The following is a 12,961-nucleotide window of genomic DNA, read 5'->3' on the forward strand; positions in this document are numbered from 1 at the left end:
GCACCTCACGCCCTCTTGGCGAGGGTGACCTGATCGCGGCCGAGCGTCTCGAACACGGTCCCGACGATCCCGGCGGAATCGAGCCCGGCATCGGCGTACATCCGATCCGGCTTGCCATGGTCGATGAACGCATCCGGCAGCACCAGCGGCCGCACCCTGAGGCCGGTGTCGAGCAGGCCTTCGCTTGCCAGCGTGTGCAGCACATGGCTGCCGAAGCCGCCCACGGCGCCTTCTTCGATGGTGATCAGGATCTGGTGCTCGCGGGCGAGCCGACGAAGAAGCTCGACATCCAGCGGCTTGGCGAAACGGGCATCGGCGACGGTCGTCGACACGCCCTGCGCCTCCAGCTCCTCCGCCGCCTTCAGCGCCGCGGCGAGCCGGGTGCCGAACGACAACAGCGCCACTGTCGTTCCTTCCCGGAGGACCCGTCCCTTGCCGATCGCAAGTGGCACGCCCTCTTCCGGCATATCGACGCCGACGCCCTCGCCGCGCGGATAACGCAGCGCGATCGGCCCTTCGTCATAGGCAGCCGCCGTCGCGACCATATGGCGGAGTTCCGCCTCGTCGGCCGCCGCCATCACGGCCATGTCGGGCAGACAGGCCAAATAGGCGATGTCGAACGCGCCGGCATGGGTCGGCCCATCGGCGCCCACAAAACCGGCCCGGTCGATCGCGAACCGCACGGGGAGCTTCTGGATCGCCACGTCGTGCACGATCTGATCGTAGGCCCGCTGAAGGAAGGTGGAATAGATCGCCACGAACGGCTTCATGCCGGCGGCCGCAAGTCCGCCTGCGAACGTTACCGCATGCTGCTCGGCGATCCCGACATCGAACGTCCGGTTCGGGAACACCTCCTGGAACATGTCGACCCCGGTGCCCGACGGCATCGCCGCCGTGATCGCCACCACCCGGTCGTCCTTGCGAGCCTCCGAAATCAGACTCTGGCCGAACACCTTGGTGTAGCTCGGCGCGTTGGAAACCGCCTTCACCTGCTTGCCGGTAACCACATCGAAGGTGGAAACGCCGTGATATTTGTCCGACGATCCCTCAGCCGGCGCGTAGCCCTTGCCCTTCTGAGTCACCACGTGAACCAGGATCGGGCCGCGCTTGGCGTCGCGGACATTCTTCAGGACCGGCAGGAGATGGTGGAAATTGTGCCCGTCGATCGGGCCGACATAATAGAACCCCATCTCCTCAAACAGGGTGCCGCCCATGGCGAGCCCGCGGGCGAACTCCTCCGCACGGGCCGCGCCGCGCTCCACGAAGCGCGGCAGGTGGCTGACGATGCCCTTCACGGCCTCGCGCATGGAGACATAGGCCTCGCCGGAAGTCAGCCGCGCCAGATAGGCGCTCATGGCGCCAACCGGCGGCGCAATCGACATGTCGTTGTCGTTGAGGATGACGATCAGCCGCTCATCCATCGCGCCGGCATTGTTCATCGCCTCGTAGGCCATGCCCGCGGACATCGCCCCGTCGCCGATCACCGATACGACATTGTGCTTCTCGCCCAGAAGATCGCGCGCGACCGCAAAACCGAGACCGGCTGAAATCGATGTGGAGGAGTGCGCGGCTCCGAACGGATCGAACTCCGACTCCGCGCGCTTGGTGAAGCCGGACAGCCCGCCCGCCTGCCGCAGCGTCCGGATCCGGTCGCGCCGGCCGGTCAGGATCTTGTGCGGATAGCACTGGTGACCAACGTCCCAGATCAGCTTGTCGCGCGGGGTCTCGAACACATAGTGCAACGCAACGGTCAGCTCCACCACGCCCAGGCCGGCGCCCAAGTGCCCGCCGGTGACCGATACGGCATCGATCGTCTCCTGCCGGAGCTCGTTCGCAAGCTGCTTGAGGTCGGCTTCCGAAAGCTGCCTCAAGTCGGCCGGCACGCCGATCTTGTCCAGGAGCGGCGTTTGGAATGTCGGATGACGGTCGTCAGTCATGCTGTCCTTCGGTCCGATCGCCCGTTCCCGAAACAGGATGGGCTGATCGCGCAACATATCAAGTCGGTCAATCTGCCAGATCGGCGCCGCCCCCGTCGACCGGCTTCTGGCAAAGGTCTAGCGGCACGACGAGAGCCTGCCAACCGCTGTCGCTGTCGGTCTCAACGCTCGGGCAGCGGAATCAGTTCGTCCTCACCAGGAACGCGCGCGAACCGTCCTGCTTTCCAATCGGCTTTGGCATCGTCGATGCGTTCCTTAGACGAGGAGACGAAATTCCACCAGATATAGCGCGGCCCGTCCATGGAAGCGCCCCCGACCAGGACGGCGCGCACGGCGGAAAGCGCGGTCAGGGTCGCGGCGTGTTTGGGATGGAACACGATCAGCCGACCCGGCTCGTAGCGTTCGCCGGCAATCTCGACCTCGCCGGAGATCAAATAGAGCGCCCGCTCCTCGTGGCCGGCGTCCAGAGGCAATCGCGCGCCCGGCTCCAGCACAATGTCGGCATAGAGCGTATCGGAATAGGTGGTGACCGCCGACGACAGGCCGTAGAGCGAGCCGATCATCATCCGCACCTGCTTGCCTTCGCCTTCCGCCACCGGCAGGTCCGCGCCGCCATGGTGGAAGAATGCCGGCTCGACCTCCTCCATCTCCTTCGGAAGCGCGACCCACAGCTGAAGTCCGAGCATGTGCGGCCCTTTGACCCTCTCCTCCGCCGGCGAGCGCTCGGAATGGGCAATCCCCTTGCCCGCCGTCATCCAGTTGATTTCGCCCGGTCGGATCGCCTGCACCGAGCCGAGGCTGTCGCGGTGCATGATCTCGCCTTCGAACAGATAGGTGACCGTGGCAAGGCCGATATGGGGATGCGGGCGCACGTCGAGGCCTTCGCCGACCGGCAGATCGGCCGGCCCCATCTGATCGAAAAAGATGAACGGCCCGACCATCTGCCGGCGTGCGGAGGGAAGCGCGCGGCGCACCTCGAAGCCGCCGATATCGCGCGCCCGAGGCACGATGACCGTCTCGATCGGCGAGCCGCCCTCGTCCACGCTTTCCGGGAAGTCCGTTGGCTGCCAGCTCATCGGCGCGCTCCTCGCCCCCCGCCCAAGGATCGGCTGACGGGGAATGTCCATGTTCGCTCTTCGGTATCTAGGGCTGTGGTGCGGCCAAAGCGAGGCTCGCAGAAAACCCGGCTTTCCGGTTCGCTCCGAACATTAGAAGGGTTGGGGCGAAACCGGTGCCGCTTTCCTCAGACTTCCGCGCAGCCAGCGCGCGACCGCGCGCCGGCCGGTCAAGAGGCGCGGAGCGCAGCGACCACGGCGAAAGACCAGGCCGCGCCCGCGCAGCCGCGAACAAAGCGAGCTGGCGTGAGCGAGAAAAACGACGGAAAACCGGTTCCCACTTTTCCTCGCCCCGCTAAAGATCACGACGGCTTTGGCTCGCCGCCGCCAAAGCCGTAAACGTGATCGACACCCATTTCGAGCGGGGCGCGGGCGGAAAACCGGTTCCCACTTTTCCTCGCCCCGCTAAAGATCACGACGGCTTTGGCTCGCCACCGCCAAAGCCGTAAACGTGATCGACACCCATTTCGAGCGGGGCGCGGGCGGAAAACCGGTTCCCACTTTTCCTCGCCCCGCTAAAGATCACGACGGCTTTGGCTCGCCGCCGCCAAAGCCGTAAACGTGATCGACACCCATTTCGAGCGGGGCGCGGGCGGAAAACCGGTTCCCACTTTTCCTCGCCCCGCTCAGGGTTTAAGGCAGTAGAAGTCGGCGCCCGACGAACGACCGGGCGGCCGCGATTGCGCATTGTCCGCCGGGGCCGACGCCCCGACCTTTGTGACGTCGACGGCCAGGCCGCACACGGCTTGGTCCTGCCGAACCCGGATGGCCTCATGGTCCAAGCAATCGCGCCCATTGTCGCCGTCCTGATCGGATCCGGCTTCATGCTGGCCGGCTACGGCTTGCAGTCCACCCTGCTGCCGCTCAGGGGCGAGCTGGAAGGCTTTTCCGAGCTTTCGCTCGGCCTGTTGGGGTCCGCCTACTATATCGGATTCGTTGCCGGCTGCCTGTTCGGCCCGTTTGTGATTCTGAGATCCGGCCACATCCGCGCCTTCGCCGCGATGGTGGCGATCGGCTCGGCCGCCGCGCTCGCCTTCCCGCTCCTGGTCGCGCCGACGAGCTGGAGCCTGTTCCGTCTCCTGTTCGGCTTCTGCATCGCCTGCCTGTTCAACATCGTAGAGAGCTGGCTCAACGACAAGGCGACCAACACCACCCGCGGCCAGGTGATGTCGGCCTACGTTCTGGTCTCGTTCGGAACGATCATGCTGGGCCAGCTCGCGGTCACGCTCTATCCGATCACCGATTTCGCCCAGTTCGCGCTGTCCTCGATCCTTTTGTCGCTGGCGGCGGTGCCGATCGCGCTCACCAATTCCGGTCAACCCGCCCCGATCGCCGTTGTCCGCTTCCGGCCGCATCACCTGTTTCGCAGCACGCCTGCCGCCTTCGTGGGCGCGACCGGCAGTGGCCTGATCCTGGGCGCCATCTGGGGCTTCGGTCCGGTGTTCGTGACCTCGCTCGGCTATTCCGCCAATACCGCGGCAGTGTTCATGAGCCTTTGCTTCGTCGGCGGCGCGATCGGCCAATATCCGCTCGGCCGTTTGTCCGACTTCTACGACCGTCGTATCGTCATGGTCGCGGCGATGGTGGCCTCGACCATTTTCGCGCTGTTGCTGGCCAGGGCCGAGGCAGAAAGCTGGTGGCTTTTGGCCGCGCTCGGTTTTGGCTTCGGCGCGATGGCGTTCCCCGGCTACTCGCTCGCCGCCGCCCACGCCTTCGATTCCACCGCCTCGGAAGACATGGTGGAGACGTCGGCGACGGTGCTGCTTCTCTACGGAGCGGGCTCCATCATCGGGCCGCTGATTGCCGCCGTGGTGATGAAGTCGGCCGGACCGGGCGGGCTGTTCCTCTATTGCGCGGTGGTCCAGCTCCTGCTCGCCGCCTTCATCCTGGTGCGGATCCGCAAGCGGGCCGCGCTCACCACCGAGGAGAAGTCGGACTTCGACATCTACTCCACCGCGCCGGTCGGCGGCGCCATCACGCCGGAGGCCGTCGACGAAAGCCATCCGCAAATGGAAATGCCGGAGCCGCCGGAAACCGTCGAATCGGAGTTCGACCATCTGGTGGAAACCGCCGGCTTTCCGCTGCCGGATGCCGAGACCGATTATGACGATCTTCTGCAGGCGCCCGCAGGCGAGGAGCCGCTGGACGCGCTGTCCGACGAGGTCAATCGTGGCGGCGGCAATATGCCGGATTCCGAATCCCGATCGTCGTGAGCGCTTTGTCAGTTTGGTGATGGAACGGAACAGCCGGTCCCCATTTCCGAATCCCTTCCCCCTGCGACCGTGCGACGCCGCTCGGCCTGTTTCGGCAGGCCAGATCGTTGCCTAAATTGCCGGCAGACGTACGGCGGTTGCGCGACCGTACACCCGAGAGACAGGATCACCGGACATGAAGGCCGTACGCTACGTCGCCTGGGGACTGGTCATACTCGTGGCCGCGGCAGCCGCCGCCGCTTCGATCGGCTGGTATACCGGCGAGCTCGGCGACCAGAACAAGACCGCGATCGGCGGACCGTTCACCCTGGTCGACACCGAGGGCAACACCGTTACCGAGGCCGATTTCGAAGGCAAGCCCCGGGCGATGTTCTTCGGCTTCACCTTCTGTCCGGATGTCTGCCCCACCACGCTCTATGAAGCCGGAGGCTGGCTCGACGCGCTCGGCGACAAGGCCGACGATCTCAATTTGCTGTACGTGACCGTCGATCCCGAACGCGACACGCCCGAGCAGATGAAGCTCTATCTCTCCTCGTTCGACCCGCGCATCATCGGCCTTTCGGGCAGCCGCGAGCAGATCGACGAGGTGATCAAGAACTACCGCGTTTATGCCCGCAAGGTGGAGTTGGACGACGGCGACTACACGATGGATCACACCGCCTCGGTCATGCTGTTCGACGCGGACGGCAATTTCAAAGGCACGATCGACTATCGCGAGCCGACCGAGAACGCCGTCGCGAAGCTGGAACGGCTCGTCGACGGAAGCTGACGCCATCGAACGGACGGCCGCTCGGCGCAGACGGTTTCCGTCGACCGACGGAACCGGTAAGATAGCGTCTGATCCGTACGCTGTTCGCGCGCGCGATCGGACAAGGACCAATCGACCAAATGACGAAGCCCGTCGCCCTGGGGGTCTCCCTGCTGCTCGTCGCGTTGCTCGCGACCGCCGGCGTGTTGTGGATCGGCTACGGCGACGACATTTTCGTGGAGCACATGCTCGCGACGCTGGCGGGCTGCTTTTGATCATCCGCATCCCGTGACCGCTGCTGCCGCCTCCTCCTTCGCCCCCACAAAGGGTCCGGTGCGCCTCGACCAGGCGCTCGCGGAACGCGGCCTTGCGCGCTCGCGCGCCGCTGCCCGCGATGCCATTCTGCGCGGCGCTGTGTCGGTGGACGGGAAGGCCGTATCGCGCCCGTCCGCGAAGGTCGCGCCCGACGCGGAAATCGTCGTGGACGACCCGGCTGGCGGCTACGTCTCGCGCGGAGCGCTGAAGCTCATTGCCGCGCTGGATGCCTTCGCCATCGATCCCGCCGGAGCCGAAGCCCTCGACCTCGGCGCCTCCACCGGCGGGTTTACCCAGGTGCTCCTGGAGCGCGGCGCAGACCGAGTGACGGCGGTGGATGTCGGGCACGGCCAGCTCGCACCGGAGATCGCCGCCGACCCGCGCGTTGTGGCAATCGAAGGGCTGAACGTCCGCGAACTGACAGCGGATCGTCTGGCGGCAGCTCCCTCCCTGATCGTCGCCGACTTAAGCTTCATCTCGCTCACCCGTGCGCTGGGGCCGGCGCTTGCGCTTGCCGCCCCGGGCGCGACCCTTGCCGCTTTGGTCAAGCCGCAATTCGAGGTCGGGCGCGACGGCGTCGGCAAGGGCGGGATCGTGCGCGACGAGGCGCGGGTGGAGGCGGCGCTCGTCGCCGTCCGCGCCTTTGTCACCGAAGCCGGATGGCAGGTGATCGGGTTGATCGCCTCGCCGATTGCCGGCGGCGACGGCAATCGGGAATATCTGATCGCGGCACGGAGGGCGGAGCGATGAGCCGCGGCCGCCCGCGCAACCGCGGCCGAAGCGCCCGGCCGGCGCCTCCGCCCAAGCGGATGACCGTCACAATCGACGCCCTCGGACACCACGGCGACGGCATCGTGCGGGGCGATCCGCCGATCTACGTTCCGCGCACGCTTGCCGGCGAGACCGTAGACATCGAAGTCTCGGGAAGCCGAGCCACCCTGCTCGCGGTCAAGACCCCCTCGCCCGACCGGGTCGAGCCGCCCTGCCCGCACTTCGGAAGCTGCGGCGGCTGTGCGCTCCAGCACATGGCCGAACCCGCCTACCGGGCCTGGAAGCGCGAGCTGGTCTTAGCCGCGCTTACCGCCCGCGGCTTTGCAACCCCAATCGATTCCCTGATTTCGGCGCGACCCCACACCCGCCGGCGCGCGGTCTTGAGCGCGGAGGCGCGCGGCCGCTCGCTCGCCCTGGGCTATCATGAGCGCAGCTCCCACAGCCTGGTCGACATCCAGTCCTGCCTGGTGCTGACGCCGGGACTGGAAGCGCTGCTGCCCGCGCTGCGCACGCTCGCAAAGCCTTTCCAGGCGAAGGGCGGCCTCCGGCTGACGGTCACGGAAACCGAAACCGGGATCGATCTGGCGATCGAAGGCGGTCGCGAACCCGACCCAACCGCCCTCGCTACCCTTACAGAGACCATGCACACGGCCGGGATCGCCCGTCTCAGCCACGACGGCGAGGCGGTCATCATGCTCACCGAGCCGGTCGTCGCCATCGGTCCCGCGCGGGTGGGGCTACCTCCCGCCGCCTTTCTACAGGCGACCCAGGATGCCGAACACGCGCTCGCCGACCATGTGACCGCGGCAGCGGCGGGCGCGAAATCGGCCGTCGACCTGTTTTCCGGCCTCGGCACGTTCGCCCTGCGCCTGGCCCAAGATCGTCCGGTCCACATGGTAGAATCGGAGCGCGCGCTGGTGGAGGCGGGCCAGGCCGCCGCCCGGCGGACCTCGGGCTTGAAGCAGGTTACGGGCGAGGTGCGCGACCTCTTCACCTTCCCGCTCGCCACCCGTGAGCTCGACCGCTACGACCTCGTCGTGTTCGATCCGCCGCGTGCCGGCGCGGCCGCCCAGGCCGCCGAAATCGCCGCCTGCAAGGCGAAGACGGTGGTCGCCGTCTCCTGCAATCCTGCAACGCTCGCCCGCGATCTCAGGAGTCTGGTCGACGGTGGCTACCGGATCGAGACGGTCACCGCGGTGGACCAATTCCTCTACGCGCCCCATATCGAAGTGGTCGCCGTCTTGAGGAGGTGAATCGCGCCATGGCCCTGTCCCCGTTCGAACGGTTCGCGACGCGCACCCGCTACGCCGTCGCCCAGAGCGCGCGGGTGGGCTGGTATGGCACCCAGAGCCTCCTCGCGACCCGCCTGGTGGACCGCATCGGACGGGAGATCCCCGAGGAAGAGCGGCGGAGGGCGCGTACCGAACGGCCGACACCCACCCGGGCTCGGCTGTTTCAGGACGTGCAGGCCCTGCTTGCCCGCGATCTCGCCAACGTGGAGGCCGGCCTGTATCCGATGCCGCGCGACGAGCGCGGCGGCGTCTCCGGCGCGATCAAGCGCTCACGCGCCTATTTCGACGATCTGCCGGACGTGGTGCGCCGTCGCCATTCGCGCAGCCACGACGAGGTCGGCGCCAGTGCGGCCAGCGCCTCCCGACCGGACTACTACATGCAGAATTTCCATTTCCAGAGCGACGGCTGGATGAGCGAGCATTCCGCCCGCCTTTACGACACCCAGGTGGAGACCCTGTTCCTCGGCGCCGCCGCCGCCATGCGCCGCCAGGCGCTGGTGCCCATCGCCGCCGAATTGGCGAAGCGGGACCAGCGGCGGCTCTCCTTCATGGATCTCGCGTGCGGTACCGGCGGCTTTCTGCGCACCGTCAACCGGGCGTTCCCACGGCTGGCGACGATCGGGATCGACCTCTCAGACGCCTATCTCGCCCATGCAAGGGAGACGATCGGCCGGCGTCCGCGCAGCGGGCTTGCGGTCGCCAGCGCCGAGCAGCTTCCGTTCGCCCCCGGCGTGCTCGATTTTTCGACCGCGATCTTCCTTTTTCACGAGTTGCCGCCGGAGGTGCGGGCCACCGTCGCCCGGGAGCTGGCGCGTGCAACCGCGCCCGGGGGCCTGTTCGTGCTGGTCGATTCGCTGCAATTCGGCGACCAGCCGGACTTCGACGGGCTCCTGGACCTGTTCCCTCAGCTTTTCCACGAGCCCTACTATCGCAACTATCTCACATCCGATTTTAGCGGTCCGTTCGAGACGGCGGGCTTTACGGTGGAGGACAGCTTCACCGCCTTCCTGTCGAAGATCGTGGTTTTTCGACGCAAAGGATCTGACGCGAGGGGCCTTAAGTCATAAATCGGACGTAGAGTGATGGTTTGAGTCAAGGCGAGCGCCGGTCGATGGTCGAGGCGCTCGGTCTTTTCTATTGCTCCCTCGAGCGGTGCGAGACATGCGCAGAATCGCAATTCTCACGGTTGCCGCCTTCTGCATTGTCCTCGGTCTTCTGACCGTTTGGACCCCCATTCCAACTGGCGTCCCGCTGCTCGCCGTCGGCATCTTCCTGCTTTTGACGGTGAGCCCCCGCGCCAAGAAGGCGCTGCGCAGACTGCGCACCCGGGTGCCCCGGATCGATCGCGGCATCGAATGGGTGGAAGCGCGGGCCCATCGCTCCATGGCCGTCACCTTGAAGCGCACCCGACCCTTCCGCCCCAAGCCCAAGCTGGTGCCGGCTTCCGCGAGCGATCCGAATCGGCCGGCGGGGTAGGATTTCGTTCAGGCCGCGCGTGACGTCGAAAGTCTTACCGGGCCCAGACTTTTCCAAGCTTCCGCGGCAACGTTTTTCTTGTGCGTTGATCCAAACTCCGCTCATTTCCGCGAAAGCGGGAATCCATACGACATCTCTGAGAAAATAGCCGCGTTCCTATTTGGAATGGCGCCTGCAAGAGCGCAGAGTGCGATGGAAGTATTTCCACCAGGCAGCTTACTCCCTATAGATTCCCGCCTTCGCGGGAATGAGCGGAGTAAAAGGACACGCAGACCGAATAAATCAGCTCGGGGAGAACGTCGCCACTCGATGAAAGGCCTTCACCCGGCGGATCACCACCATCGGGTCGGCTTTCAGCGTATCCAGCTTGATTTCCAGCCGGTCATCCTTGCGCTTCCAGTTCTTCACCGTCAGCCGGCGCCACCATGGCCCTTCGTCCGGCACCACCACCGCCCGCTCCAGCGGCACGGCCAGACGCACCACCAGCCGCGAGAAGTGCATGGTTCTCAGATTGGTCTCACGCACGTCGATCGAGGCAATCGCCGTCCAAGAGATCACACCGATTCGATCGACATAGAGACCCTGCATGTTCGCCGCGATCTGGGGGCGGCGGGCCTCGATCAGCGGCCGAAAGTAGACGGAGCTGCCGAGCCCGGCTAACGCGAGCAGCAATCCGGCCGGCTCGCGCTGCAGGAGCGTCACGATCGCGCCAATGAAGATCAGCGTCGCGCCGCCATAGACCAGCGCCTCTCCGCTGGTGGAATTGTAGCCGACGGAGAAGGCCTTCGGCATCGGCTCGGGGGCTGTGTCATCCGGCTCGATCATCGAGGATCTCTGTCGCGTCGATCGTGATGCCGAAGCCGCCCAAGCCGACATAGTGGCGCTCGCGAGAGGCCAACAGGCGAATCGAGCTGACCCCGAGATCGCGCAGGATCTGCGCGCCGAGACCGATTTCGCGCCATTCCTCGTCCCGCTGGCGGGCCGTGTCGTGCCCCTCGTCCAGGCCGGCGGACTGGCGCGGCCGGTCTGAGGTCGGCGACACGCCGGCCGAGCCATCGCGCAGATAGACGATGACGCCGCGCTTGGCTTCGCCGATGCGCTCCATGATCCGTTCGATCGGCCGATCCTTACCGAACACATCGTCCAGGATCGCCTCGCGCTGCAGCCGGGCGGGAATGGATTCGCCGTCGCGGATATCGCCGAAGATCAGAGCCAAATGCTGCACGCCTTCGAACCGTGTGCGATAGCTGACCGCCTGAGCCGGACCGATCGGGGTTTCCACGATCGCCTCGCCGATGCGCTCCACCAGCCGCTCGGTGCGCTGGCGCCACGCGATCAAGTCGGCAACCGACACCGATTGCAGCTTGTGCTCCGCCGCGAAGGCGGCAACCTGCTCGCCCCGCTTCACCGTACCGTCGTCATTGACGAGTTCGCAGATCGCGCCCACCGCCGGCAGACCGGCCAGCTTGCACAAATCGACCGCCGCCTCGGTGTGGCCGGAGCGCATGAGCACGCCGCCGTCGCGCGCAATCAACGGGAACACGTGGCCGGGGCGAACGAAATCGGAAGGGCCGGAATTGCCGTTGGCGAGCGCGCGCACGGTGTTGCAGCGCTCTTCCGCCGAAATGCCGGTGGTCAGGCCATGGCGCACGTCGACGGAGACGGTAAAGGCTGTCGACAGCGGCGCGTTGTTGTCAGACACCATCGGCGTAAGATTGAACCGTTCCGCATCGCCCCGGGTCATCGGCGCGCAAAGGATGCCGGAGGTGTGGCGCACGATGAAGGCGATCTTTTCCGGCGTGGCATGGTTTGCGGCGACGATCAGATCGCCCTCGTTCTCGCGATCGTCGTCGTCGGTGACCACGACGATCTCGCCGCGCTCGAAGGCGCGAATGGCATCGGCGACGCGGGTGAACTTTTCGGTCATGAATGCAATACCTTGTTAAGGGAGTCGCCGATCTGACCGCGGTGACGCAGGGCATGATCGGCCAGCACACAGGCGAGCATCGCTTCGCCCACGGGAACGGCGCGGATGCCGACACAGGGATCGTGTCGGCCCTTGGTGGACACCTCGACCTCCTCGCCGGCGCTCGTGATCGAACGGCGCGGCGTCAGGATCGAGGAGGTCGGCTTGACGGCGAACCGCACGACGACCGGCTGGCCGGTGGAAATGCCGCCTAAGATGCCCCCCGCGTGATTGCTCAGGAAATGAGGCCGGCCATCGTTGCCGACGGTCATTTCATCGGCGTTTTCTTCGCCCGACAGCGCCGCCGCGGCGAAACCCGCGCCAATCTCGACGCCTTTGACGGCGTTGATGGACATCATCGCCCCGGCGATTTCCTGGTCGAGCTTACCGTAGATCGGCGCGCCGAGGCCGGAGGGCACCCCCTCCGCCACCACCTCGACCACCGCGCCGGTGGAGGAGCCGCGCTTGCGAACCGAATCGAGATAGTCGCTCCAGACCTCGACGGTGCCGGGATCGGGACAGAAGAACGGGTTTTCCGACACCGCGTCCCAGTTCCAGGCGGTGCGGTCGATCTCGTGCGGCCCGATCCGCACGAGTGCGCCGCGAATCGTCACCTGAGGCAGCACCTTGGCGGCGATCGCGCCCGCCGCAACGCGGGCCGCCGTTTCGCGCGCCGACGAACGCCCACCGCCGCGCGGATCGCGCAAGCCGTATTTCGCGTCGTAGGTGAAATCCGCATGGCCCGGACGATAGCGGTCTGCGATCGCGCCATAGTCCTTGGAGCGCTGATCGACATTCTCGATCATCATGGCGATCGGCGTGCCGGTGGTGCGGTACTGGCCATCGGCCTCCTCCACCACGCCCGACAGCACTCGCACCTCGTCCGGCTCGCGCCGCTGGGTGGTGTAGCGCGACTGGCCGGGCCGGCGCCGATCCAGCGCGGCTTGGATCTCGTCGCGACTGACGGAGAGGCCGGGCGGGCAGCCGTCCACCACGCAGCCGATGGCAGGGCCGTGGCTTTCGCCAAAGGTCGTGACGCGAAACAGATGACCGAAGGTGTTGTGGGACATGCTCTCGACCGCGGATGTGTGGCGGTTTGATCTAGGTCCTGTGACCGGCCGGGTCAAA

At 66.3% G+C, this 12,961-nt stretch carries 12 protein-coding genes; 7 read left to right on the forward strand and 5 right to left on the reverse strand.

Annotation, left to right across the window (positions count from 1 at the left end):
• Nucleotides 1-5: 5 nt before the first annotated feature.
• Both dxs and HNS03_RS06245 read right to left on the reverse strand, forming a co-directional pair.
• On the reverse strand, nucleotides 6-1,937 hold the full coding sequence (gene dxs, locus HNS03_RS06240) for a 1-deoxy-D-xylulose-5-phosphate synthase (protein ID WP_367193833.1): 1,932 nt from the start codon (nucleotides 1,935-1,937) through the stop codon (nucleotides 6-8).
• A 161-nt stretch (nucleotides 1,938-2,098) separates the two neighbouring features.
• Complete coding sequence (locus HNS03_RS06245; RefSeq protein ID WP_367193834.1) at nucleotides 2,099-3,013, reverse strand: pirin family protein; 915 nt, start codon at nucleotides 3,011-3,013, stop codon at nucleotides 2,099-2,101.
• Between the two features lie 812 nt (nucleotides 3,014-3,825).
• On the opposite strand from HNS03_RS06245, the gene HNS03_RS06250 reads away from it, so the two are divergent.
• The 7 genes from HNS03_RS06250 (at nucleotide 3,826) to HNS03_RS06280 (ending at nucleotide 9,867) form a co-directional block, all read left to right on the forward strand.
• Nucleotides 3,826-5,265 carry an MFS transporter gene (locus HNS03_RS06250; protein ID WP_367193835.1) on the forward strand — a complete coding sequence of 480 codons (1,440 nt, stop codon included), beginning with the start codon at nucleotides 3,826-3,828 and terminating at the stop codon, nucleotides 5,263-5,265.
• Between the two features lie 175 nt (nucleotides 5,266-5,440).
• Nucleotides 5,441-6,034 carry an SCO family protein gene (locus HNS03_RS06255; protein WP_367193836.1) on the forward strand — a complete coding sequence of 198 codons (594 nt, stop codon included), beginning with the start codon at nucleotides 5,441-5,443 and terminating at the stop codon, nucleotides 6,032-6,034.
• 119 nt (nucleotides 6,035-6,153) lie between these two features.
• Nucleotides 6,154-6,288, forward strand: a complete 135-nt coding sequence (locus HNS03_RS06260; protein ID WP_367193837.1) for a hypothetical protein — start codon at nucleotides 6,154-6,156, stop codon at nucleotides 6,286-6,288.
• A 13-nt stretch (nucleotides 6,289-6,301) separates the two neighbouring features.
• Nucleotides 6,302-7,078 carry a TlyA family RNA methyltransferase gene (locus tag HNS03_RS06265; RefSeq protein ID WP_367193838.1) on the forward strand — a complete coding sequence of 259 codons (777 nt, stop codon included), beginning with the start codon at nucleotides 6,302-6,304 and terminating at the stop codon, nucleotides 7,076-7,078.
• Nucleotides 7,075-8,352 (forward strand): class I SAM-dependent RNA methyltransferase, encoded by a 1,278-nt coding sequence (locus HNS03_RS06270; protein ID WP_367193839.1) that lies wholly within the window; start codon nucleotides 7,075-7,077, stop codon nucleotides 8,350-8,352. The genes HNS03_RS06265 and HNS03_RS06270 overlap by 4 nt, the downstream gene beginning before the upstream one ends.
• A gap of 8 nt (nucleotides 8,353-8,360) precedes the next feature.
• Nucleotides 8,361-9,458, forward strand: coding sequence for a class I SAM-dependent methyltransferase (locus tag HNS03_RS06275; RefSeq protein WP_367193840.1), 1,098 nt, complete (start codon nucleotides 8,361-8,363; stop codon nucleotides 9,456-9,458).
• 94 nt (nucleotides 9,459-9,552) lie between these two features.
• Entirely contained in the window at nucleotides 9,553-9,867 is a 315-nt protein-coding gene (locus tag HNS03_RS06280; protein WP_367193841.1) for a hypothetical protein, read from the forward strand.
• 282 nt (nucleotides 9,868-10,149) lie between these two features.
• Here the strand turns inward: HNS03_RS06280 and HNS03_RS06285 are convergent, their stop codons facing one another.
• From HNS03_RS06285 to aroC, 3 genes are read right to left on the reverse strand one after another with little or no spacing between them, the layout of a single operon-like run.
• Nucleotides 10,150-10,692 (reverse strand): hypothetical protein, encoded by a 543-nt coding sequence (locus HNS03_RS06285; protein WP_367193842.1) that lies wholly within the window; start codon nucleotides 10,690-10,692, stop codon nucleotides 10,150-10,152.
• Nucleotides 10,676-11,794, reverse strand: a complete 1,119-nt coding sequence (ribB, locus tag HNS03_RS06290; protein ID WP_367193843.1) for a 3,4-dihydroxy-2-butanone-4-phosphate synthase — start codon at nucleotides 11,792-11,794, stop codon at nucleotides 10,676-10,678. Before ribB ends, HNS03_RS06285 begins: the two co-directional genes overlap by 17 nt.
• A complete protein-coding gene (gene aroC, locus HNS03_RS06295; RefSeq protein ID WP_367193844.1) occupies nucleotides 11,791-12,903 on the reverse strand; it encodes a chorismate synthase in 1,113 nt (370 codons plus the stop codon). Before aroC ends, ribB begins: the two co-directional genes overlap by 4 nt.
• Between the last annotated feature and the right edge of the window lie 58 nt (nucleotides 12,904-12,961).

Origin of the sequence: Amorphus sp. 3PC139-8, assembly GCF_040750475.1 — a bacterium.
In the GTDB taxonomy this organism is placed as follows: Bacteria; Pseudomonadota; Alphaproteobacteria; order Rhizobiales; family Amorphaceae; genus Amorphus.